This is a genomic window from Arthrobacter sp. Y3221114, assembly GCF_059092625.1.
This window is the reverse complement of sequence record NZ_JBNHHW010000003.1, coordinates 380,399-404,551: the sequence shown is the minus strand read 5'-3', so window position 1 is coordinate 404,551 and position 24,153 is coordinate 380,399. Positions and strand designations below refer to the sequence as shown.

At 60.7% G+C, this 24,153-nt stretch carries 19 protein-coding genes; 12 read left to right on the top strand and 7 right to left on the bottom strand.

Annotated features, from left to right (window positions below):
- Positions 1-2 precede the first annotated feature (2 nt).
- From AC5RV3_RS08765 to AC5RV3_RS08750, 4 genes are all read right to left on the bottom strand, one after another.
- The gene (locus AC5RV3_RS08765; protein WP_494121782.1) at positions 3-1,112 is read right to left on the bottom strand and encodes a PEP/pyruvate-binding domain-containing protein; all 1,110 of its coding nucleotides are present in this window, start codon (positions 1,110-1,112) and stop codon (positions 3-5) included.
- Between the two features lie 4 nt (positions 1,113-1,116).
- Positions 1,117-2,973, bottom strand: a complete 1,857-nt coding sequence (locus AC5RV3_RS08760; RefSeq protein WP_494121781.1) for a PEP-utilizing enzyme — start codon at positions 2,971-2,973, stop codon at positions 1,117-1,119.
- Positions 2,974-3,255: 282 nt separating this feature from the next.
- Complete coding sequence (locus AC5RV3_RS08755) at positions 3,256-3,483, bottom strand: SDR family oxidoreductase (protein ID WP_494121780.1); 228 nt, start codon at positions 3,481-3,483, stop codon at positions 3,256-3,258.
- Positions 3,484-3,751: 268 nt separating this feature from the next.
- A complete protein-coding gene (locus AC5RV3_RS08750) occupies positions 3,752-4,573 on the bottom strand; it encodes an acetoacetate decarboxylase family protein (protein ID WP_494121779.1) in 822 nt (273 codons plus the stop codon).
- 548 nt (positions 4,574-5,121) lie between these two features.
- On the opposite strand from AC5RV3_RS08750, the gene AC5RV3_RS08745 reads away from it, so the two are divergent.
- Positions 5,122-6,522 (top strand): APC family permease, encoded by a 1,401-nt coding sequence (locus tag AC5RV3_RS08745; RefSeq protein WP_494121778.1) that lies wholly within the window; start codon positions 5,122-5,124, stop codon positions 6,520-6,522.
- Positions 6,523-7,018: 496 nt separating this feature from the next.
- Here the strand turns inward: AC5RV3_RS08745 and AC5RV3_RS08740 are convergent, their stop codons facing one another.
- Positions 7,019-8,458: a PucR family transcriptional regulator gene (locus tag AC5RV3_RS08740; protein ID WP_494121777.1), complete on the bottom strand. Its 1,440-nt coding sequence runs from the start codon at positions 8,456-8,458 to the stop codon at positions 7,019-7,021.
- A gap of 255 nt (positions 8,459-8,713) precedes the next feature.
- Here AC5RV3_RS08740 and AC5RV3_RS08735 point away from each other — a divergent pair, with 255 nt between their 5' ends.
- The 7 genes from AC5RV3_RS08735 to AC5RV3_RS08705 all read left to right on the top strand — a co-directional run bounded on the left by AC5RV3_RS08735 (position 8,714) and on the right by AC5RV3_RS08705 (position 16,893).
- On the top strand, positions 8,714-9,955 hold the full coding sequence (locus AC5RV3_RS08735; protein WP_494121776.1) for a flavin monoamine oxidase family protein: 1,242 nt from the start codon (positions 8,714-8,716) through the stop codon (positions 9,953-9,955).
- Positions 9,952-10,305, top strand: coding sequence for a cupin domain-containing protein (locus tag AC5RV3_RS08730; protein ID WP_494121775.1), 354 nt, complete (start codon positions 9,952-9,954; stop codon positions 10,303-10,305). Before AC5RV3_RS08735 ends, AC5RV3_RS08730 begins: the two co-directional genes overlap by 4 nt.
- Before the next feature lie 186 nt (positions 10,306-10,491).
- Positions 10,492-12,048: an aldehyde dehydrogenase family protein gene (locus tag AC5RV3_RS08725; RefSeq protein ID WP_494121774.1), complete on the top strand. Its 1,557-nt coding sequence runs from the start codon at positions 10,492-10,494 to the stop codon at positions 12,046-12,048.
- A 564-nt stretch (positions 12,049-12,612) separates the two neighbouring features.
- On the top strand, positions 12,613-12,822 hold the full coding sequence (locus AC5RV3_RS08720) for a hypothetical protein (RefSeq protein ID WP_494121773.1): 210 nt from the start codon (positions 12,613-12,615) through the stop codon (positions 12,820-12,822).
- Between the two features lie 75 nt (positions 12,823-12,897).
- The gene (locus tag AC5RV3_RS08715; protein ID WP_494121772.1) at positions 12,898-13,200 is read left to right on the top strand and encodes a hypothetical protein; all 303 of its coding nucleotides are present in this window, start codon (positions 12,898-12,900) and stop codon (positions 13,198-13,200) included.
- 297 nt (positions 13,201-13,497) lie between these two features.
- The gene (gene purU, locus AC5RV3_RS08710) at positions 13,498-14,361 is read left to right on the top strand and encodes a formyltetrahydrofolate deformylase (protein WP_494121771.1); all 864 of its coding nucleotides are present in this window, start codon (positions 13,498-13,500) and stop codon (positions 14,359-14,361) included.
- Between the two features lie 57 nt (positions 14,362-14,418).
- The gene (locus tag AC5RV3_RS08705) at positions 14,419-16,893 is read left to right on the top strand and encodes a GcvT family protein (protein WP_494121770.1); all 2,475 of its coding nucleotides are present in this window, start codon (positions 14,419-14,421) and stop codon (positions 16,891-16,893) included.
- Between the two features lie 904 nt (positions 16,894-17,797).
- On the opposite strand, the gene AC5RV3_RS08700 is transcribed toward AC5RV3_RS08705, so the two are convergent.
- Positions 17,798-17,944, bottom strand: a complete 147-nt coding sequence (locus tag AC5RV3_RS08700) for a hypothetical protein (RefSeq protein WP_494121769.1) — start codon at positions 17,942-17,944, stop codon at positions 17,798-17,800.
- Positions 17,945-18,597: 653 nt separating this feature from the next.
- On the opposite strand from AC5RV3_RS08700, the gene AC5RV3_RS08695 reads away from it, so the two are divergent.
- The 3 genes from AC5RV3_RS08695 (at position 18,598) to AC5RV3_RS08685 (ending at position 22,458) form a co-directional block, all read left to right on the top strand.
- On the top strand, positions 18,598-20,220 hold the full coding sequence (locus AC5RV3_RS08695; RefSeq protein ID WP_494121768.1) for an FAD-binding oxidoreductase: 1,623 nt from the start codon (positions 18,598-18,600) through the stop codon (positions 20,218-20,220).
- 82 nt (positions 20,221-20,302) lie between these two features.
- Positions 20,303-21,151, top strand: a complete 849-nt coding sequence (locus AC5RV3_RS08690) for an SDR family NAD(P)-dependent oxidoreductase (protein WP_494121767.1) — start codon at positions 20,303-20,305, stop codon at positions 21,149-21,151.
- A 323-nt stretch (positions 21,152-21,474) separates the two neighbouring features.
- Complete coding sequence (locus AC5RV3_RS08685; protein ID WP_494121766.1) at positions 21,475-22,458, top strand: helix-turn-helix domain-containing protein; 984 nt, start codon at positions 21,475-21,477, stop codon at positions 22,456-22,458.
- 195 nt (positions 22,459-22,653) lie between these two features.
- Here AC5RV3_RS08685 and AC5RV3_RS08680 read toward each other — a convergent pair whose 3' ends face one another.
- Positions 22,654-22,788, bottom strand: coding sequence for a multicopper oxidase domain-containing protein (locus AC5RV3_RS08680; protein WP_494121933.1), 135 nt, complete (start codon positions 22,786-22,788; stop codon positions 22,654-22,656).
- 308 nt (positions 22,789-23,096) lie between these two features.
- Here AC5RV3_RS08680 and AC5RV3_RS08675 point away from each other — a divergent pair, with 308 nt between their 5' ends.
- On the top strand, positions 23,097-24,038 hold the full coding sequence (locus AC5RV3_RS08675) for an abortive infection family protein (RefSeq protein ID WP_494121765.1): 942 nt from the start codon (positions 23,097-23,099) through the stop codon (positions 24,036-24,038).
- Positions 24,039-24,153: the final 115 nt, after the last annotated feature.

Here is a 24,153-nt window from a genome sequence, read left to right as displayed (position 1 = left end):
GGTCAGGATCCTTTCGAGGCTGCGGAGACGAAGCCCAGCAACCCGGTCGTCGCGCCTGGGACCTTCTTGCGGGCAGACTGCTCTTCTTTACGCTTCTTCCAGTTCGTCTCCGGCCGGGATTGCAGCAGCATGATGTTGCTCGTGCCGTCCGCGTTCCGTTCCAGTGCCCACTCGATGTCCTGCGGCGTCCCGTAGTGCTTCTCCACCGAGATGGCGATCTCGGCGAGCTGGATCAGCTCATCGTTGGAGAGACAAGATCTGCCCCGGCGCTCGGCATCGACGTCGCGCAGTTCAATGCCGGTCGCTTCGGCGTTAGGGACGTATTCGTGGGCTTTGTCGGCGATCCTGATTTCCGAGATCTTCGGGCCAATCTTTGAGAGCCAGTACTCGTCTGGGGTGACCTCCCCGGATACGACCGCCTGGCCGAGCCCGTAGCTTGCGTTAATGGCGATGACGGAACGATCACCAGTCTTGGGGCTGACGGTGAAGGTCACGCCGGCCACGTCGGCATCGGCCATCAGCTGAACGGCTACGGAGATGCGGGAGGCGGATGCGCCCTCGGCCGCGTCCATCGAGGATCGATAGGCGATGGCTTGTGGCGTGTATAGGCTGGCCCAGCATTCCCGTATTTTCTCCAGCACTGCCTCTGCGCCGCTGACCCAGAGGAACGTCTCCTGTTGGCCGGCGAAGGACGCGGCATCGCCGTCCTCGTCCGTAGCAGAGGACCGGACGGCGACAGGGATTTTTTCGGCCGCGGGTCCCTCTAGGCCGCGGCGCTGAGCCGTCTGACGGATTAGTTCGTCATAGGCGTCCGTGATCTGCAGTTCCATTTCTTCGGGCATCGGCCGGCGCATGATCATCGCCACGGCCTGGTCATGGGCCCTCTGGAGCTCCTGCGGCCCGGCCGCCTGCGTGCCCTGGACCAGGGACTGCAAATCCGTTCTCAGACCAGAGGCATCGCGAAAATTCTCGAAGGCATCCACAGTCACCGCGAAACCGTCCGGAACCGGCAGTCCGGCATTGATCATTTCACCGAGGCTGGCGCACTTGCCGCCGACGGTGTTTCTGTCTCCGGCTCCCAGCTCGGCAAATGGGCGGACATAACTTGGCATTATTTCACTCCAGGATCGTGACGGTGCCGGCATTGCCATCGACGCGGATGAGCTGGCCGGTCTTGATGTTGGACGTGCCGAAGCCGACCCCCACGACGGCGGGCAGCTCGTATTCACGCGACACGATGGCGGCGTGGCACATGATGCCCCCGATATCGGATACTGCGCCCCGGATCCGGCCGAAGACCGGCGTCCAGCTTGGACTCGTGACGGGGGCGACGAGGATTTCGCCGTCCTCCACGGTGTCCAGCTCATCCGGTCGATGAACCACACGGGCGCGTCCCTCCGCCACACCGGGTGAGCCTGCAAAGCCCTCCAGAACCGTCGAGGACGAGCCCCCTTCCTGAGCGGCCAGCCACCGGTCAACGGTTTCGGGAGTGATGCCCCAGAGCATGATCGTCAGTGGCTCGTTGACCTCGCCGGGGACGGGACCCAAGGCCGGCGGCGGACTCCAGGCATCAAGGGCCTTGTAGATCTCACGCCGACGTTGGATGACCGCGGGCCAGTGGTAGCCGCCCTGTGGAATCCCTCCGGCGCCCCAGGCCATCTGCAGGTCGACGATCGCCTCCTCTACCTCGGCACGGCGCAGGAAGAAGATGTCCTCAACGTCCTCCCAGAAGCCCCATTCGACGAACTTCGCACTGAACTCGCGGACCTTGTTCCAGAACCCGGTCATGAACCAGTGCTCAACGTAGAAGTTGTGGTTTTCCACGTAGGGGAACACCATGCGCGCCAGCCCAAGAGCCTCATCGAAGGCGGCATGGTCCTCACCCTCCAAAAGGTCCCGGTAACGGGCTACGATCTCATCGCGCTCGGTTTGGATCCGGTCCAAGGGACGGGAAAGGTCCTGTCCCTTGCGCAGCTGACCGATGTAGTCGCCGATGGCCCGAATGGGCAGTGCTAGGTCGTCGATCCAGCTCCGATGGGAGTGATACATACCGGAGCCGTAGGAGAAGTTGAACCACGGGTCCTTGGCTTGGTCCAAGGCAGCAAGCCAGGTGCGACCCGTCTCATCCTGTTCCAGGGCAGCCCGCAGCTCATCCTCTGTCGTAGATGTCTTGATGGCGTCGGAGACCCCGAGTTTCTCGGCCAGTCGAGCGAGGTTGCGCAACTCGTCGTCGGGCCGGAACAACAGGACGTCGATGCCGGACACCATGCGGGAGATCGTCTGATCGTCGATCTCCGGGAAGTGCTCCTTACACAGGGTGAGGAACTGAAGATACGCGGCATAGCCGAGATTAAGGAACTCGGAGTGCAGGGTCCAGATCTGGTCGCCTGATTCCAGCAGGCGATGGTAATTCGCCAACAGGAGGTTTCCCTGCGTGGGTCCGCGGTCCTCGAGGATCTTCTCGATGGGTTCAAATTCACTCAGCGGCGGAACCTTGATCTCGTTCACCGTGCGGATGGCCTCGGTCACCCGGGTCTCCCACTCGTTATATAGGGAGTCCCAGTTTTGAAAGTAGTACCCCGCCCGCTGAGCGAACTCCTCGGCGCGGCGGCCCTGCGTCTCTTCGTCGGGAGCCGGAAGGGCTGACATGTATGTATAGCCGTTGATGATCCTCACATCGAGACCCAAAGCCGGCGGCAGAGCGAACACTCGGGCGTTGGTCACACCGGTCCCGGTGAACGAGCCATCAATGATTGCTTGGTCGAACGGATACGACACCTCGGGGAAATGTAACGAGTTCCGGAACCAAGTCTTCTGTGAATCCTCTGCGCGGCGGGTCTCCAGGAAGCGATTGTGGTAGGAGTACATCTCCTCCCAGCCCCCGGCACCCGCCGGTGTGCTGATCTCGTAGGGATCCGGGAAGCTCTTTCCGGTACCTGAGCGGGCATTCTGGCTCGTGTCCGTCTGGGTCATGGTAACTCCTTGAACTGGATGGGTAGGGTTGCGGCCGATATTCATCGGGTGGTCACAGCGCTGGTCATTTGGCGAGCAGCGGTGTCGAAGCGGACGTGACTTTTCTAATCATGGGAATCGGCAGCCATATCACCGATAGGAGGCGCCTAGCCGACGGATAGGCTCGGGCTTCCATCGGCGGGTAGGGGTTTAATTCGGCCCACTTGCATAGCCTTGGAATCCCTGTCGAGGAGGAAATTCGCCAGGATACGATCTGCGAGCTTGGCGCGTGTTACTCCGTGCTCAACAGCACGTTGCTACCGATATCCGTGGCTTGCGCGGTCCGCACGTAAGAGGTGCCCGTTTCACGCGAGGTACTCCACCATCGACCACAGGGTCAGCGCCGGTCACGTATGACGACTCATCGGACGTGAGGAATAGCACGCAGTTTGAGACTTCTTCAGGTTCAGCTATTCGCTTCATCGAGCTCTTGTCGACTAATCCCGCGACGTCTAGCTCCGCCTCGTTCATTGGCTCCGAGGCCGTCACAGGGTCTCCGGTCAGGTGTTTGCAGGGAAGCGACGACCCGCGGATGTTCCTAGACCATCGATCGCTCGGCGGCGGTGAGGGCCGGCCGCTAGGGGCAGCGAGTTGCGACCTGTTCCGGAGAGCAAACGTCGATGGAATACGTCGTGAGTGCCGTGGCCGTGCCTGGGCCCTGGTCGGGAAGAAGTACCAGGGCCCTCGCGCACCAATTCCACGTGGGCGGAACGAGTGCGCACCGGCACCGAATCGCGTTTTACCCGACCAGGGGAACCGATCCCACGATGCTTCCGCGGTCCGATGGCGGAGCGAAGTGGAAATCGTAGCGGTCCAGTCGTGCGCCAATGACTTCGACAGGGGTCAGGAGTTCTAGGGGGTCGTTGATCTGGCTCGTGAATTTCAGCCCGACCGATTGAGCGGCGAGCTCTCCATGCGGAGTCCAGTCGCCCACGCCGACACGAATAACGTCAGATCGGGGCGCGACACCTTCGCTCTCCGGCACACGTCGCACCTGCAGGTAGGGGGCGTCGTCCGGCACTGGAAACTGCTCATTCCAGTCCCCGCCGGCGACGCCGTCTGGCAGGAGCTCGAGATCCATCTCGATGAGCACTCGGTCCATACCCCGGCCATCGACCGTGAACTTCGTGGCCTGACGGCATTCGAGATGCACGGAAGTGCCCGTCTCTTCCCAGACGAAGGCGCCGGTCTTCTTGGGGAAGGACCAGACCTCACGCCCGATCTCCATGCCCCAGACGCTGTCGATGTACTCCAGCGCGCAATGACGGCCGACCACTCCATTGAATTCGACCGGAATCGTGACATCGACCATCGTGATATCCTCGGTGGCGCCATACTCCGGCTTTCCCACCAGATCCAGGTGCATCCAGTTGAGGTAGAAGAGATCGCTGGTGACCACCAGTGGTGCCGGCACGATCGACTCCAGAACTCCCGGAGCCGCCCGGCACAGAACGCCGATTCCCGTACAACCCTTGAATCGCGAATCGTGGGTGAGCTCTTCGCGGTATAGGGGCGCCCAGGTCGGAAGCTCATGGACCTGGCGATTGATGACGTTATTCATGTCGCTCTCCTTTAGGAAACATTGGCCTGATGTGAACCAGCCAAGCTGAGCCACCATGCACCCGTCAATCGTATTCCAGTCCAATTTTCTCAGTTTAATCCGACTGAGAGATGAGTAGCAGAATGGCGCGAGCTCGACACGCCATCCCTGCCAGACTTCTCGGGCCCAGCTAAGGGTCAAAAGCGAACTGATACAGATGTCTAATTCCGGCAGTTGTGGGCGACTTATGGACAGTTCCTTGTTTTGGCTCCGCAACGTAGGTTCTGGATGACTGTTGAAGCACCCACAGAGAAAGTCGGAGTGCAGATCAAGGGGACTCGGATGCTCTCAGGAGAAAACGGGTTGGGGGATGAGTCTGTTCGTCGTTCCCGGGCTTTGGTCAGGGGTTCGGCCCTGCCAGAGAACCTACCTCTGCCTCTCTGCTGTTCCTCTGGGAACAACCGAGGACGCCGGCTGCGCAGATGTAGCGTGCACTCGGCTCCGACAGCGAACAGCTATCACCGCATCTCCGTACATCCAACCGCTCCAAACCCGAGGAGGTCACTCTTATGGACCAAATGACTACCCAGCCGAGCCCGCATGAGTCCGACGGGCGCCTGGATCTGCCCCCTGGTAGGTTGAATCGCCGTTCATTGATGTCGCTTTCGCTTGCATCGTTCATGCCAGCAATCGGCATCGCCGTCGTGCCGGTAGCAATGCTCGCGTATGCAGGCCATGGCAGCTGGTTAAGTACGCTCATCGCCGCGATCGCTACGAGCTGCATTGGTGTTGCCATCATTGCATTCGCACGCCGGTACGTGGAGAGCGGGTCACTCTACTCTTACATTGGCAGGGTGTTCGGAGCATGGTCCCGCTACATCGTCGGGGCGTCGATGATGGTTGGCTTTGTGGTCTTTCTATCATCGATCACCTTTCTGTCAGCAATATTCCTGGGCAGTGCTCTGACAGCATTCGGGTTGGCAGGTGCTCTGGACTCGGGGACACAGCTTGTGATTCATGCTGCGTTACTGCTTATCACGGCGTTCATCGTTTATCGAGGAATTGACACATCCGTGAGGGCGGCGGTAATTCTTGCCGCGGTGTCTATACCTTTGGTCCTTTTCTGCGTGATTGCTGGCGCCGTCACCACGGGGTTGGATGTTTCGCAGCAGTTCACGCTCGAAGGATCATCGTGGTCGGGCATACTTCTGGGCGTCGCCGTCGGTTCGGCGTTTCTCTACGGCTTTGAAAGTAGCAGCTCCTTGGCGAGCGAGACCAAGGACCCCAAGCGCAATGTGCCCTGGGCGGTCATGAGCGTGCCTATCGTTCTTGGTGTTTTCTATGCCGTGACAACATTCCTCTCCGTTCCGGGTCTCATGCGCGGAACTGACCTTTTGGCCGAGGGGTATTCCGGCCCCTCCGTCCTGGCTCATGTAGCGGGGCTCCCCGCTTGGGTGGGCCCGGCGGTCGATCTGGTGCTGTGCGTATCGGCCTTCGCGTCGTTGATTGGATTCGCCAACTATGGTTCTCGCTATATTGCGACACTGTCTCGCGATGGCCTGCTGCCGTCTGGCTTGTCACAGATCCATAGCAAGCATCCGACACCCCTGCGGGCCGCAATGGCTTTGCTCGTGCTGACATTGTTACTCCTCATCGTTGGCGTATCTCTCGTCCCCTTGATTCCCCTGTTGACTGCATGGGGGCTGGGGATCGCCTTCGCCTGGAGTATCCCGTACCTGCTCATCGGCGTCGCATCCTTTGTCCTGCTGCGTCGAGAAGGGAAGCTCAGGTTCTGGAACATCCTCCTGGTGCTCATAGGCCTCGCCACGATAATTCTGGTGCTCGTGACAAATCTCATCACCCCGTTGCCCGCTCCGCTCAACTGGGTGGCTTACGTAGTGGTGGCAGCAATCGTAATCGTCACGATCGTCTTCGCTTTTCACGGTCGGATAAAAGTTGCTCGCGCCTGAGTCGGACGTCGATGCGTCTTTCGGCAAGCAGTAGGGCTGTCCACCCGGCCAGGCAGTAGCCAAAACCGACTCTTCTGTTAAACCAACGGACGACGACTTGGTGATGCTCCTTATAATGTCCGCGAAACTTCCGGTTATTGAACGGGATTCCCGCAGGTCGTGGGCTAGGGCATCTCGTCGGGCGGTGCACCCGGATCCGGCGGGCGACTGCCTGACTTCGAGCCGGGCCGCCTCCGACCGCGGTGCCGGGCGCCAGCGTCCGGCACCGCCTGGCGCTGGCGGTCTTGGCCACCCGCATACGGAGGCAGGTTCGAAGAGGCGGTTTAGGCATGCATTCCAGAAGGTCGCGGAGTGCAGCCGACGAGTGGCTGGGGAATCCGTGCGGACTTCCAAATGACCAGCCAGCGCACCCGGATTCACGGAGGGCTGATTCCGTGGGCCTCCCGCTGGGAAATGTCCCTGGTCTTCAATACCGCCAGTTGTTCAGCTGGGGCCGCTAAGAACGAGCAGCCTCTGCTGTCGGTAACGGCTCAGGCTTCTGATAGGCGGGCCATGCTTGGTAGGCCAGCCAGAAGGCAGCGAGGCCGGCGGAGGTTGATGGATCTCTGCCCGTGACTTCCTTGACACGGGCCAACCTGTAGGCGAGCGACTGCCGGTGAATGCCCAAATCCGAGGCCGTCTTTTGCCAAACCCGATCGTTCGATATGAAAACAAAGAGTGTTTCGCGCAGGGTGGAGTTTTTCTTGTCCGAGCCTGCAAGCGGTCCGAGAACTTGTTGGATGATGGCCTGGGTCTCTTGGCGGGACCGGACCAGGAACGAGATCGGAACGCCGTCAAAGTCGTTCCACTCATGGTTGGGCCCCGCGGAGTTCAGCACCTTCGTCGCTTCTGCCGCTGCATACTTGCCGTCCCGAAGATCTGTAAACGAGGACGACGCTCCGGCCCTGACTCTGAGTTGTTTGAGAAGCTCGCGGACGTCGTTACGGCGGGCCACTGGGAAGAGCACCAGAGATGCGTCTTGACCAGTGCCGGTTAGAAGCGGAAGGTTGCAGATCGCGACGGCGCGGGCGACCTTGTCACCGTCGACAGTCGGGACTGCAGCCACTTGGTAGCCTTCGGCGATATCGTCAAGGTCAAGCACGGTGCCTGAACTCGGCTTGCTTGTGCCCTCGAGAACCGAGGAGAGCGCGCGTGCGGCCCGCTCCATCCGCCGACGAATCAGCCTGAGGGGCCCGCTGGAACCGACGTCGACTACCTGCAGTAGGTGGACTAGAACGAAGCTGTCGAGTTCCTCGCCGGGGTACTCGGATAGGACGAGCTTTATGGCGGGGTCTCCGGGCAACGGGTAGGCCCGTTCACGTGCAGCGTCCGGTGTCGGTGTTGGTGCTGCTCCGCTCAGTATGGTGAGGTCGGTGATGCTGTCCACGACCCTCAGGCCCACGCTGAAGAGGGTTTGCAGGCTGCTGAGCAGCTGTCCTGGATCAGTATGGGCAAGCGTTGAGACTTGATAAAGCTTGCTCAGCTTCAGCACCTGCAAGGTCTGTACAGTCGCTGTGGCCGCGGCAATCGTACGTGCAATGGCCGCAAACGGTGTTTCGCCGCCGGTTAGTAGCACGGGAAAGTTCCGTGCATCGGCCTCTTCCAACATCTCCGGGGTGAGCGGCGGAAGGGTCTTATGGTTGCCGAAAGCCACGCCTGCCAGTCCTGCAGAATCCAAATTAGCGATGAAGTCCCGCTGCTCCGCAGGACCACTGGGGACGCAGTGGCCGATTGTCATGAGGAGTTCATGCGGACCGAGCCAACGGGCCGGGTCGTGCATTTCACAACTGTGCGCCCACAAGACCTTCCGTTCAATGCCGGCCGATCCGGCCAGAATCCGGGTGTCGAGACTTCCGGTATTTACTAAGTCGTCAATGGTCAAAGCGGTCGGTTCCATTTTTAGATCCTAGTACCTCTGTCAAGAATAGAGCCAGGATTTTGTCATTGCAATAGTTCATCTCGCTTGTTCCGCACCATATGCTCGATCGCAACAACTGACTCATCGAGGAGATGTATTCTTGCACACGACTGATCGACACCGGATTTTGAATTATCCGGTTCAGGTATTCGAGGGCCACATGTTCGCAGCAACCCTAATCGGGTTTGCAGTGTCGGAGGCTGTCCGATGAGGGCGTTCCGCCAAGGAAGCACAGTGGCGGTGTTGGGTGCAGGCCTGGCCGGTCTGGCGGCCGCCACCCAGCTGGATGATGAGGGCTTCGATGTCACCGTGTTCGAGGCGCGGAACCGCGTGGGCGGGCGCGTGTGGTCCGAAACCATTAAAGCCGGTCGGCAGGAACCCTGCATCATAGAACGCGGTGCCGAGTTCGTCCTGCACGGCTATACGTCCATGCGCCGCCTGTTGGACCTCACAGAACTCTCCTTGGTCGACACCGGCATGAGCTACTACGTCAGGGCACTGGCCGACACTCCGGACATCAGCACGGATGACATGGTGGAGGCCGGGCGCCGAGCGGCGACGATCGTGGATGCCTTCGATAAACCGCCTTCGGCGGAGGAAGTCCTGCAGCGCCTTGAACTCGATCCCCGCCTGCTCGACGCGTTGCGCGCCAGAATCGAAATATCGACGGCTGTCGAGGCAAAGCATGTCAGCGCCGAAGCCCTCGGGCAGATCGCGTCCTTTGAACCGCTGCCCAGCTGGCGTGTCTCCGGCGGCAACCAGTCACTGCCCAATGCCCTCGCCGCGCGGCTCGGAGACTCCGTGCGGTGCTGCGAATTCGTGCAGTCAGTCGAGGAGGCCGAGGATGGCTACTTCGTGCAGACATCGTTCAGTCGCGGGCATTACGACGCAGTTGTAGTTGCCCTTCCGCTCGCCGTCATCCTTGACGTGGAGACGGTGTCGCTTCCATTGCCTGAATGGAAGCGAACGGCCCTAGGCCGGGTGCTGCAGGGAGACGCGGCAAAGCTCCACATCCCCCTGCAGACGGTGCCGGCCACGAGCGCGGTTATGTCCACAGCCGGACGATTTTGGACGTGGACGGCAGCAGACAGTACCGGTTCGGTTACTCCTGTGCTGAACTCATTCATGGGTTCGCCTGCGGCACTGGACAAGGCCGGAACCGGACTCCACGAGTGGGCCGACCAGGCCCGTCAGATCCGACCGGATCTAGACTTTGGTGCACTCGGGGAGGCCGTTACGACAGTGTGGCGCGACGATCCTTTGGCGCGCGGTGGCTATGCGGCTTACGCACCAGGATGGGGCGAATCTGAATCGAAACTGCTTGAACAGCCGGTCGGAGGGCTTTTCTTCGCCGGTGAATACGCTGACCCGGACTTCACCGGGCTCATGGAAGGCGCAATCCGCAGCGGCGAACGGGCGGCCGCCAGGATACGCCTCGCGGCATCGAACCCTGCGCGAGTCGGTGTGGAAGCATGACGGTTCCCGTGGTCGACCCCTTGGCCGTGGAATGGCCAGTAGCGGTCCCGATTTCCAGCGAGCGTCTCGTGTCAGGCAATCCTTCGTCAAACACTCTCGTGCTGCACAGCGATGAACGTTCCGAATTGGGCCTGTGGCGGGTGGAGCAGGGTGAATTCACCACGACGCACAAGGGCTACACCGAGTTTATGCACGTCGTCGAAGGCACGGGAACCCTGATCGGTGATGACGGCGGCGTCACCGTCTTATCTCCGGGAACGGTCGTGGTCCTTCCTGATGGTTGGACCGGACGATGGCAGGTCGACACCCCGCTGGTGAAGTCCTACGGCATTGTGCCCACAGGGCACTGAAGCCACTGTTCCTATTGGATGCCCAACGCATCTCGGCGCCGGATCCAGCAGGGCGTACCCTGCACCTTCCGCAGGTCCCCGGACAGCTTCAAGCTCCGCGGCGTACTGATCGCTCCGTCGCCCGTCCGTCCGCGACCGACGCTGGCTCGCAGAAACCACTGAAAAAAAATTACTGGGAGAAATATAATGCATTCAGATATCGAATTCGCGCGTGTAAGCAACTGCTGCTTCCGGGACGGGCATTACGTGACCATCGATGCCCCGCAAGGCCGCCACGTCATCGACCCTTCGTGCAACGGCGTCATCGGCAGGATTGCTTACCCGGGCCACGACGAGATCGAGGCAACCATTGCCATCGCCAACCGCGCCCAACGGGTGTGGGACACCGAGAGCGCCTTGGTACGGTCGGAAATCCTGCACGAGGTCGCAGCCGAGATCCGCAGGCTCGCCCCCGAGATCGCCGAACTCATGACCCGGGAGACCGGCAAGCCCTATAAGGAAAGCTTCGACGAGATGGGTTGGTCGGCATCGGCCGTCGACTACTACGCCGAACTCGGACGCCATTCGATCGGCACCGTTCACGGTACCGCGGTCAAGGGACAGACCCACTACACGATCAAGGAGCCGATGGGCACCGTGGTCATCATCCTGCCGGCCAACTTCCCGATCCTGCTGCTGATGTGGTCCGCCGCCGCGGCTCTGGCCGCGGGCAATGCAGTGATCATCAAGCCTTCCGAGTTCGCGTCGCTGACCACGCTGTCCTTTATGCGCGCCTTCCGCCATCTGCCGGACGGACTGGTGCAGTGCATCCCCGGTGGCGCGGATGCTGCCAAGCAGCTCGTGGCCCACTCGGACACGCACATGGTCGCCTTCACCGGAAGCGTTGCGACAGGCCAGGCGGTTTCGCGGGCCTGCGCCGACCTGTTCAAGCCGCACCTGATCGAAGCATCCGGCAGCGACGCATTCCTCGTCATGCCATCGGCGCCGGTAGAGGTTGCAGCCCGCGCAGCAACCTTCGCTTCGTTCCTGAACTGCGGTCAGGTCTGCACCTCCGCTGAGAAGATTCTGGTGCACGACGCCGTCTACGACGAGTTCGTGGCAGCCTTTGTCCAGCAGGTCAAGAAGCTGCGCGTCGGCCACGGTCTTGACAAGGTCGACCTTGGCCCGATGGAAAACCTTCGGGAGCTGGAAAGGGTGGAGACGGTAATCGCCCGCGCTGTCGAACAGGGGGCCACCGTCACAACCGGCGGCAAGCGGCTCAAACTCGAGGGGGAGCTGCGTGAGGGGTTCTTCTTCGAGCCGACGGTCCTGGAAGGGCTGACCCCGGACATGGATATTTTCACGCAGGAGGTCTTCGGTCCCGTGGCCCCGATCTACAGGGTCTCCAGCTTCGAGGAAGCCCTGAAGATTACTAATGACTCCCCGTTCGGCCTCGGCGCCAACCTGTACTCCACCGACCTGGCGGAGGTAACCCGCGCGATCAACGAGATCGTGGCCGGCATGGTCTGGGTCAACGCCCCGCTGCTGGACAACGATGCCGGGCCCTTCGGCGGCCGTAAGATGTCCGGCATCGGCCGACAGCTCGGTGCCGAAGGCTTGGACACGTTCCGCCACAGCAAACTGGTCATGATCGACCCTGCAGCCCAAACCCAGGACTTCTGGTGGTTCCCCTACCAGGACGATGAGGCCTGGCAGGGGTCGCAGCAGGTGACTGCGGTGGGGGCGGCTGCACAGACCGCCTAATTGAACGAATCCCTCGCCTACGAGCGGTAACTCCGGCAGGGACCGCGACGCCTCAGTCAACCGGCCGCCTTCACCGGGCCCAAGTATGAAACAACCGGCGTCTTAGCCTGAACCGCTGCGCTCCGGCCCTGGCCTCGGCCCGCCGGAGCGAGGCGGTTTGACGGACAAGCCCGACCGCAACGGCCGCATCTTCGAAGGAACGTACCGTACTCCGGAGGAACGAGAACTGCGGTTGGGAACGCCCATGACTGGGCGGTGAGCAATGATGATCGCCACCGTTGTCGAAACTGTTGGTCGTGGACTAACATCATCGGCTCTGTGGCAACCAGCGAGCCGGCACTACCTCTGCTCATCGGGAAGGGCGGCGCCATAAGCCGGTTCCCTCGGACTTTCGGCAGTGGCTCGGAGAGGCAGGACCTTGGCGCCGGCGCCCCTTCCCGGACCCAAGATACCGCGCCGGACGTCCCGACCCTCCCTGTTTCCGGGGCGGTCCTTGGCTCCAGCAGGGGCTAAACGCGCATCGGAACGTGCAAACACAGCGTCTCAAAGAAAGCCATCGGCATCATGGATGATCACACACCCAGCGCCCCCGACTGTGTCGCCCTCCGACGCGGCGACTGCGTGGACGTTCACGGCAACGGTCACTTCCCCTACAGCGGCTATGTGGAGGACACTATGCCGCAGCTCAACATCGTCTGGATCCGGGAAGTGGGCACCGGAGAACGCAAGATGCTCTCCACCGACGATAGTCTCATCGTCCATTCCGAAAGCTGACCCCGTCAGTACACGCTCCGGCATCGAGACAGCGGACCGGCGCCTCCCCACCCTTACCTTAGAAAGCCCTGCACCATGAGCCGACAAATCATCACGGCCTTCAGCGTCGAGGAGGCCGACCTGCTCCTTAACGCCGTCGTCGAAGAATTCATCTACCTGGCCCGCGGGGAGGGGAGAACCGGCATTCTGGTCACCAGGACGGGTCCCGGAGAGTTCATTGTCGAACTCAGCGAGCAGGTACCGTACGGACTCACCCTCGAGGCTGGTCGCCTGACCTGTTCGGAAGCAAATCGCCGGTGGTCCAGTTGCAACAAGGACGAAGTTCGTTCAGACGGGGCGGTCCGCGAAAGTGCTTGCGACTATGTCAACCGTCCGTGACACGTCAGCTGCAAGCCCTGTGGGTCTTCGTTCTTACGGGATGCCATGGCCAGAGAGCGAGACGATTCAATCCCTATATACGAGTACTAAAAATTATCTGATTTCCGCTGCTTGACCAATAGAACCCCCGTTTGTTGGGACGTAACCTCTATGAACGGCGGATATTGGTCCGAGATCGTTCCGCCAGCTGTGGTGGACGAGATTTAAGTCGGGTTCCCCCTCACGCTGAACCCACAGAGCGTCCGGTTCCCCGGCCGCAGCTGTGCCTTCCGTTATTCCGAAATCCCAGGAGGTTTCATGGAGACTGTCAGCCGTCGCGAGCTGGTCCTTACCATTAGCTGTGCTGACACGATCGGCATCGTCCACGCTGTCTCGGGCTTCCTTGTTGCCCATGGCTGCAATATCCTCTCGAGCCAGCAGTTCGACGACGCCGTCAACGACCGTTTCTTTATGCGGGTCCACGCCTCTTACCCGGCCGGCACGTCCATCGGGCAGCTGCAGTTGGCTTTCGAAACCACAGCCGGCGCCCACGGGATGTCCTGGGCTCTCAACGACACCGCCGACCGGCCGCGCGCAGCCCTGATGGTCTCGAAGGCCGGGCACTGCCTGAACGATCTGCTCTTTCGCTGGCGGACGGGACAGCTCAAGGTCGACATTCCTTTCATCGCATCCAACCACCTCCACCTTGAACCCGTGGCCCGGACCTACGGCATTCCGTTCTTCCACATCCCAGTGACCGGGCAGACGAAGCCCGCGGCCGAAGGGAAACTTCTCGCCCTGATCCGGGAGCACCGCGTCGACTTCATGGTCTTGGCCCGCTACATGCAGGTTCTTAGCGACGATCTGTGCCGGGAACTGAGCGGCAGGATCATTAACATCCATCATTCCTTCCTGCCGGGTTTCAAGGGTGCAAGGCCCTATCACCAGGCCTTCGACCGGGGGGTCAAGCTGGTGGGCGCCACCGCCCACTATGTCACCGTCGACCTTGACGAGGGACCGATCATCGAGCAGGAGGTGCTGCGGGTCGACCACAACTACCGCGCCGAGGATCTGGTGATCGCCGGCCAGGACGCCGAGCGGCTGGCCTTGTCCCGCGCCGTGCAATGGCACTCGGAGCAGCGAGTCCTGCTCAACGGAGACCGCACCGTGGTCTTCAAATAGCCCTGCATCGCATCCATCCGGACTGCTGCCCGGCCACACCAAGAAACGAGGAAATCCATGGAACGGCTTGTTGATCGAACTATCAGCGCCAAACTGTTTACTGACGACTCACATGACCCACTGCCGGGATCGGCGAGGACGGTGATAGTCGGGGGAGGCATCGTGGGGGCCAGCATTGCCTATCACCTGGCCGCAGCCGGTGAGATGGACGTCCTTCTCATGGACGCCAATGTCCTCGGCAGCGGTACGACCTGGCACGCTGCCGGCCTGGTCACCGGTGCCCGCGGGTCGGCGACCCTAACGAAGCTCGCCAAATACGGGCTGAATATGTATGCGGAGCTGGAAAAGCTCTCCGGGGTCGACGTGTCGTTCCGGCGAAGCGGGTCTCTGAGCGTTGCGCGCACCCCCGGACGGGTGGATGAGATTCTTTACGCCCGCGACATTGCCGAACAACAGGGCATCCGGACCGAGATGCTAACCGAGGAGCGCTTCAAGGAAGTTTGGCCCCTGGCCAGCGCGGAAGGGCTACTCGGTTCCCTGCTGCTGCCCGATGACGGATACATCAATCCGGGGCATGCGGCCATCGCCTTCGCAAAGATGGCGCACCGGCTCGGGGTCCGGATCCGGGAAAACGCGCCGGTGCGGGAAGTCCTGCAGGAGGGGGGAAGGGTTGCCGGAGTAGTGACCGACCAAGGCACCGTCCGCGCAGAGCGGGTCATTCTCGCCTGCGGGCTCTGGACCCGTGACCTCGCCGCGTCCACCGGGGTGAATGTTCCCCTGTATGCAGCCGAGCACGTGCATGTACGTTCCGAGGAAATAGAGGGCGCACTCCCTACGCTTCCGGTCTTCCGGGACCTGGACAACAGCTACTATCTGCGCCATGAACTCGGCCGCATCCTGGTGGGGGCCTTCGAGCCTGACGGCCTGCCCCGGGCCGTCGACCAGATCCCCGCCACCGGGTTCGCGGAATTTCCGCCGGATTGGAACCATTTCGCACCGGTCAGGGCCAAAGCGGAAGCCACGGTCCCAGTGCTCGTTCAGGCGGGCTATGACCGGTTCCTGAACGCTCCTGAAAGCTTCACCCCCGACGCGAACTTCGTCCTGGGGGAGACCGGGGAGGTACAGGCGCTCTTCGTCGCTGCCGGCTTCAACTCCCAGGGCATCATCTTCGCCCCGGCCGTTGGCAAGGAACTGGCCGACTGGGTCATCAACGGAACCCCCGGATTCGATTCTTCATCGGTCGACGTTCAGCGTTTCTCCCGGCACCAAAGCAACCGCAGGTACCTGCACGCCCGGACCAAGGAAGGCCTCGGCCGGCTGTATGCTATGCACTGGCCCCACCTTCAGTCCGAAACCGCACGCAATGTGCGCCGTACGCCGCTGCATTTCCGCCTGGCCGAACTGGGTGCCTGCTTCGGCGAGGTCAACGGCGGCGAGCGGGCCAACTGGTACGGGGACAAGGGCACGAAGCCCGTCTACGACTACAGCTACGGTCGCCCCGGCTGGTTCGGGCGGGTCGCGGAAGAGCACCGGGCGACCCGTGAGGGTGTCACGCTCTTCGACCTAAGCCCATTCGCAAAGTTCGAGGTGGCCGGGCCGGATGCGCTGGCGGTGTGCCAGCTTGCCGGCACCGCGGACATCGACGTCCCTGTTAACAAGGCCGTCTACACGCTTTTTCTGAACGAGGACGGCGGAATCGAGCTGGACGGCACGATCACCCGTCTGGCCGAGGACCGGTTCTTGGTCGTCACCCCGTCCTTCAGCCTTCAGAAAACCTCGACCATCCTGAACCGGGCCGCGAAAGGCAAGGCCGCGGCCGTCTTCGATACGACCGCGGGACTGGCCACAATCGCGGTCACGGGGCCGCAGAGCCGGGAACTGCTCAGCCGGGTTTCGCCTGAGGACTGGTCCGACTCGGCCCAGCCGTACGCCTGGGGCCGTACCGTGGAAATCGGGGACGGTTTCGCCTACACCTTGCGCATCAGCTTCGTCGGCGAACTGGGCTACGAGATCTACCCGAGCGCGGACCTAGCAGTGAACGTCTTCGACACCTTGTGGGAGGCCGGACAGGAGCTTGGGATCCGTATGGCCGGCTACCACGCCCTGGACTCGCTGCGCTCGGAAAAGGGTTTCCGACATCTCGGCCACGACATCGGTCCGATCGACGACCCCTACTCGGCCGGTCTCCGGTTCACCGTTGCGCTTGACAAGCCCGGCGGCTTCACCGGCCGGGATGCCCTTCTGAAACTGGACCCGGCATCCCCGCGCCACCGCACCGTCTACGTGGCCCTCGAGGATCCGGACCCGGTCTTCGTCCACGAGGAAACCGTCTACTGCAACGGTTCCGCGGTGGGAAGGCTGACCAGCGGAAGCTACGGCCACACCCTGGGGCGGGCGGTGGGACTGGCCGCGATTGATCCGGATACCGACTTGTCCGGCGTTTTCGAAGTGCAGTGCAAGGGGCAGCTGTATCCGGCAACCATTTCGCGCAGCCCGTTCTATGATCCCAAGGGCGAACGGCTGCGCGGATAGAGCCTGACGGATAGGAAACGGGGGAAGCCTAGTACCGCAGTCGCGCTTATGAGGCGTAGCCGAGGGCCGGTACTGGCATTGCTTGGCGCGATTCTGTTGTTTTCGGCGCCAGCGTGATCTTTGCAGTGTGCGGTCAGGAGCCGGAAGCGACGCCCAGGCAGGGCGGGTGATCACGTGTGCCTGCTTTCGGCAGGGAGAGAGCGATCAGTTCGCGTCCGCCCGGATGGGGCCACCCCTTTTGACCGGGTGACCAAAAGGCATGGGCGAGCATGGAGAGGTGATGCGCCTGTAACCTGCGGCATATTGGCGGACCTGGTAGTGGTCAAGACCGGTGTGGCCCTTGCCAGCGTCGAAGGGTTTCCTCGATGGCCCAGCGGGCTCCTGTGACGCGCACAAGTTCGGCTACGGACACCCTCGCCGGTGCGTGGCGGATGTAGTCAAGCAGGTCTTCCGGGTCGGACAGGGACCGCAGGCGAGCAACCAGTACTCGCAGTCCGTTCGTCTGCGCCATTGATGGGTGCGGCTCAGGCATAGCGGTGCCCTGGCCCCTGCTCCGGCCGAACTGGCGGTGATGCAGGCCTTGCTCGGACACGCGCACGTCGAACCACGGCCCGCTACATCCACCCGTCTGCGGCCGACGTGAGGCAGGGTTCGATGCCGCTCGAGAACGATTTGCTCGAACGCAAGCTTTCCAGCATCTGGCGCGGGATTAAAGACTCGCCGTTGGCCTCGGACCTCGACTCGGTCATGGACGGCAGCCGCGGAGCTGGGATTGACCGACCGGGTTCGGTTTGCCCCAGGCTCCCAGGTGCATGAGGTTGCTCATCCAACCCGGCCGGCGCCTGAAACAGCTCGCCCTGGCCGATCCTGCCGTATTCACTGCCTCGGTCGCACGACCCTCCACCTAGACCCCGCAATCCGCGCCATCGTCGAGGAGCACCGCCGCCGCGCCGCCAACAACGACACCTTTACCGGACAGACCGAAGAAATCGCTACGCTCCGCGCCGCATTCGAAATCCTCGATCCAAGCGTCCGGCACCACGAAGAACAACTCCGGAAGCTGACGTCTGGCAAGAGCCGACGAAATTATCCGAGTTAATACTCAGAGTTCCGGCCCAGTAGCCGGATGATCCTGCGACTCGGTAGCGAAATTTTCTTTTCCCACCTGAATATCGAGTTCCACCACCGCCACAGCCTCGCCAACCGGATCGTGGCCCATACCGGCGTCATAGAGCCCCCAGATCAGAGCCCGGCAAAGCGCCGGCAGCGGCACTGACCGTCCATCAAACCCGTGGCTAGGAACCCCTGGCCTTGTAACGTCAATCAACGATGAATTGTCGCAAAAACCTGACGAGCACAATTCACGCATAGAAGGGAACGCTACGACGAACGCAGCAAACTCGAACTCGACAACACCACAGGTAGCACCCGCAAATGAGCAGATGTACCGACAAATTACGTCCGGGAACCTGTGCATGAACACCGCAAAGGTAAGTCATTACGCTATGCATGCAAAGGGTAGACGTGGCTCGAACTTCGATTAGCAGATAGCTGGAAGTCAGTTGCACAACCCTGCGCGCTCTTTCGAAACAGTCCTGCACGCAAGCAGAAAGAAATCCAACGCAATTGACCTAGCGTGGTCATCATCACTAGGGGCCGGCCGACTCGGCCCTCAGACCCGTCCAACGTAAATGGAGTTTCTTTATGTCTCGCCGCGAACATCCCAAAGCCGTCCTGACAACGAAGGTCATCGACCGACTCACAGCGATTGTGGGTGCCGATTGGGTGCAGACATCCGACGAGGACCTAACCGAATTCCGCGACCCCTTCGGGATCCCGGGGGACGACACCCATTACGCTTCTGCAGTCGTCTTCCCGGCATCGGTGGAGCAGGTACAAGAGATCGTCCGCGTTGCCAATGAATGCGAGATGCCCCTCTGGCCGATCTCGCAAGGCAAAAACAATGGATATGGGGGTGCCTCGCCGCGCCTCGGTGGTTCGATCCAGCTCAGCATGCGTCGAATGAACCAGGTTTTGGAGATAAACGAAGAGCTCGCATACGCAGTGGTGGAGCCGGGCGTAACCTGGTTCGACCTACACAAGGCACTCGAAGCTGGAGGTCATCGTCTGCACGTCTCCATACCGGACCTTGGCTGGGGCAGCGTCATCGGCAACTCGCTGGACAACGGTGTCACGTACATGCCCAATGGGGCGGACTTCGCAGCACCCACTGGCATGGAAGTAGTACTGCCCGACGGTGAATTGATGCGTACCGGCATGGGCGCTATCCCTGGAGGCAAGGCCTGGCACGTCTATAAGCGCAGCATGGGGCCGTCGCTCGACGCCCTATTTACTCAGTCGAATTACGGAATCGTCACAAAAATGGGAGTGTGGCTCCAACGTTCACCGGAGGCCTATCAATCCATCTTGTTGAGTATCGACAAAGACACTGAACTGGAGCAGGCCGTGGACACGATCCGCGATCTGATGCTGGACGGGACGGTGCGGGGGGTTCCCTGTTTCTATCCCGCTCCTGGCTCCACGGTTCCCCTGATCGATGCCCCACTCCCGCCAATTCAAGACTGGACGGAAGAGAAGGCGGAACAATACGGCCGTGACCACGGGCTGGGCCGATGGTCGGTACGCGTCGGCATTTGGGAGGACCGAGATGTCCTCGCCCTCAAATCTGCCAAGATCGTTAGGGAATGGGGAAAGATCCCCGGGTCGTCCGCGCGGCTGGGGCGCATCTACTCTCCGGAAGAATACCCTGAGATCACTAATCAGACTGAGAAAATCCACATTGGCATCCCCACGCTCGCGATGAAGGAGCTAATGGGAGATGACATCGGCCACCTCGGTTTTGCCCCCGTGGTACCCCTAGTGGGATCCGAGATCCGAGAGGTCATGAACCGCGCCAACGCCGTTGCTGACGAGGTGGGCATGGCAGGGGCCATCTTTTATGGAATTTTGTGCATCGGCGCCCGCTCTGCTGTGCTGGTCATTGAGCTCGACTTCGAGCATCAGGACGAGGAGCAGGTGCGAACTGCCTTTGAATTAGCACACAAGTTTGTGCCGATGATCGGGGAAATGGGGTATGGGGAGTACCGCGCACACATCGCTTACATGGATCCCGCGGCGGATGTCTACTCGTTCAACTCGCACGCTTATCGACGTTTCACCGAAAGGTTGAAGGATGCGATCGATCCCAAGGGGATATTGGCGCCCGGACGCTACGGTATATGGCCGGCAAAATACCGCGAAGCACTAAATACGGCGAGCGACGAACCAGAACCCGCCGCTGTTTTCACCAGTGACATTGCGGGTTGAGGAAGCGGCAGCCTAATCGTTGATCGACTCAGCGGGGCACAGCACGTTCTCGCATGACGCAATCCAAGAGGAAAGTATTGGGATGAAGAGTTTCTCGAATAAGGTCGCCGTTGTGACCGGGGCCGCAAGTGGAATTGGTTTAGCGTTGGCCAAGCAGTTCGCATCAGAGGGCGCGGACGTAGTGCTTGCAGACATAGAGCAGAATCGTCTCGATGAGGCGGTAGCTGAAGTGGCTGCGCTAGGTGTAAGGGCGATCGGAGTGCGATGCGACGTATCTCGTCGAGAGGAGGTCCTTGCCCTTGCCAGCCGTGCTCGTGCGGAGTTCGCGAGGGTCGATATTCTGTGCAACAACGCCGGGGTGGAGAGCGGAAGCACTTTCCACAACATCCCCCCGGCCACGTGGGACTGGGTCATGGGAGTGAACTTTTTCGGCGTACTGTACGGTATTCAGGCATTCTATCCACTGCTGCACGAATCCAATGGCCACATTGTGAACACTGGCTCACTCGCTTCCCTGGATGCCGCAATGATTACGGCAAGCCCCTACGTTTCGTCAAAGTTCGCCGTCTACGGCCTCAGCGAAAACCTGTACCGCGAGTTCGATGAAAAGGGCGTGAACATAGGGATATCAGTGCTCCTTCCCGACTTCGTAAAGACAAACATGCCGGACTCGGAGCGCAACCGACCCCCGGGAGTCCCCGACACCTTCAACGACCCAGACCGTGCCGAACTACACTCATGGACGCACGAGGCCATCGATTCGGCCATGCGACCCGAAGAAGTGGCCTCGCTCGTGTTGGAGGCAGTGAAGGCACGTCGCTTCCATGTGCTCACCCACCCTGACCTGGCGCTCAAAGCGATCGAGACTCGATTGCAATGGCTCCAAAAGGATGTTGTCGAAACCTCACAGATGGGTTCGGCAACGGTTTGAGGTGAAAGACAATCGCCGCTGGGCGGTTACTAGTGGTCGCTGCAACGCATGCTGGTTGGGTGCTTAGGTGCAGATCACGCAGACGCTCGGCTGTGGTATCGCAGCCGAGCGTTTTGCGTGACGTCCGTTGAGCTCTTGTACGGACCTGTTCGCGCGGGTCCTTGGACGGACAGCCTGTGCCTATGAGGAAATATTGCTGCAGCAGACCGCTCGTGCTTTCATTCGAACCGCATTACGGGCAGGCTGGATTGCAGACAAAGACCGGCAAGAGGTTCCTTGGAATCCTCCTTCCGGGTTGGGCTCATGACACAGGAGTGACAGGAATGGGAATATCCCCGTCGGACCAGGATGGGCTGGGCCACGGGTATGAGGGCGATGACGCGGCCGCGTGGAACCGCGTAGTCTCCGAATCACTGGCAGCGATGGCTTGGCAGCGATTCACCTTAGAGCTCACCGCTTCCTTTCAGGGGCATGCATCGACCCGTTTTTTAGGATCCTACGTTTTTATGGATGTGGGGTATTCGCCCCATGAGGCGCACCTATCCGAGGAGGATATCGATAAATCGCTGCCTAGCCGATGGGCCACGAGCTTATCCCTCACAAGTACCGCGGAATTTAGTCAAAACGGCCGATCAGTCCGTTGCGGACCGGGAGACCTCAGTTTCTACGACACATCACGGCCGGTTGACCTGGTGCTTCTTGGAGGACGCGAACTCGTGTTCTCAATGCCGACGGCCGAGTTGCTTATTTCTGACGAATCGCTCAGTTCCCTAGCCGCCACCAAAGTTTCAACTGACAATGGTTTGCCCGCCGCCTTGGCAGTTCTCTTGAAGGAATTGAACAGCCTAACCCAGCCATCCAACGGTCATATCTCTGCCGCAGTTCGCGCCGCAGCGCGCGCCGCTGGGCAGCTGGTTCGCTCCATATTGATTGGCGAGTTAGAGGAGCACGGGATGGAAAGGACACGCCCTGCTAATCGATTAATAGCTGAAGTAGAGCAATACATCAGCGAAAACTACAGCGACCCAGATTTGAATCCCCGCTCGATTGCGGCAGCTCATTTCATGTCAACACGTCATTTGCACGGATTGTTTCAGCCTACCGACATGACAGTGGCAGTGCTTATCCGCCAATGCCGTCTGGAAAAGTGTAAGGAGTTGCTTGCGGCCCCGGCAGAGGCGCATTCCTCAATAGCTTCTATTGCCCGTAGGTGCGGATTTCAGAACATTCCTCACTTCGGACTGTTGTTTCGCGAATTCACCGGAATGACGCCCCGGGCATATCGCGCGATGTTTCTCCCGGGCTAGGTATACAGACCGGATACGTGGGCTGAGTGTGGCCGTTGATCTCATCAAGCGGATCAGAACTGGCCGGCGAAGGATTCCAGCAGGGCTGGCGGAACGGGATGTCGTCCTTGGGCAGGTACTCGCGGATCAGTCCATTGGTGAAGTTGTTGCTCGCCCACTATCACCGCGAGTGGGGATGGGCGGAGCCCCGAGGGGTTAGAGGGGGATCGACCACGCAGCATCGCGGCGTTCCGGAGCCCTCTGAGCGGGCTTCGACGACGCCATCATGCCGAGGTCCTCATGGTTCAGGATGTGGCAGTGGAATACGGTGCGCCCAGGGAACGTCGAAATCGATGAGGTTTCACCCCGCCTTGGCAGGAACGTTCACGACATCCTGCGGGGTGGGATCGACGAATTCCCGGTTTCAGTTTTGGATGACCTGCATTGGCATTGAGGTCATTTGGCTAGGGAACGTAATGGAGTTTAGATTCGCGCTCTAACGTCTGGCGAAACCTCGGCTCCCCTCAGCGTTCGAGAGGCTGAGTTTGAAGTTGGCCTTCGCCTTGGAACTGCCTGCAGAAACGAACCCGCGCTTGACGCCTCATTAGTGACCGGAGCGCCGTGTAAGGACTAGTCCTCACACGCATATCATTTGTTGTATGGCCACACCCCAGCATCGGATTTCACAAGTAACGCGTCGCAAGATCGCGGATTCGATCGCCCTGGCCCCATTCTCCTGGTCTGGCACTCTCGACGAGCCGGATTTTCTTGCTCGGATCTACGACCTTCGAAGCATGCGAAGTACCGACCCCCGGAACACCAACGCATATGACGACATCTACCAGCATCAGGTGCGGAACTACGACTGGGGTGACGGATGGGTCTTCACGGATCCGCGATTCAATCTGCTCCATGTCGACGACGCTGATTTCCTCAAGATGCTCGCCGAGATGATTCATCCGATCGTGCGACCCAACGAAGCGGAAGTTGCAGAGGTTCTCGCGAGCCTCAACGAGATGTTGCGGGTCGATGGTTACGAGCTGCATCCGATCGACTGGATTAGTGGACACGCGGTTTACAGCTGGCGGCGAATCGATTCTTTCCACGGAGCATCGCCGGAGCTCAGGCTTCTCGAGCGTCCGCTGACGAATCCTGTGGTGTTGCAGGAGCATCTCACTCGCATCCGAAATGGGCTCGTAGCCGATCCTGCCGCATCGATCTCTGCCTGCAAAAGTCTTCTGGAGAGCCTGTTCAGAATCATTCTCGATCAGAGTTCGGTCGCCTATCCAAAGAGCGATGATGTGCCGCAGCTCTACCGGAAGGTCGCGGATTTGCTTGCGCTGAGTGCTGAATCGGTTCCCGCGTCAGCTCGGGGTAGCGAGTCGTCGCAGAAGATTCTGCGAACCCTCGTGACGACCGTGGGAACGCTCGCTGAACTGCGCAACGAACTAGGTATCGATCATGGCAAATCCGAACGCAGCGCCGCGCTGGCACGGCACGCCAGGCTAGCGCTGAACGCGACCGTCACCGTGGCCGAGTTCATCCTCGACACTTGGCAGGTGAGGCTCGAGTTGGGTCAGTTGGTTGGCCCCGGGAACTAGCCGTTCCTGAGGGCCTGGCTGCCAGACCGTACCGCAGGACCCGTGCGCCGGTGCCCCTGGCGCTCATGGGTATGTAAGGTTATTCGGCTGCGGAACGTGGTCGAATTTAGATTTG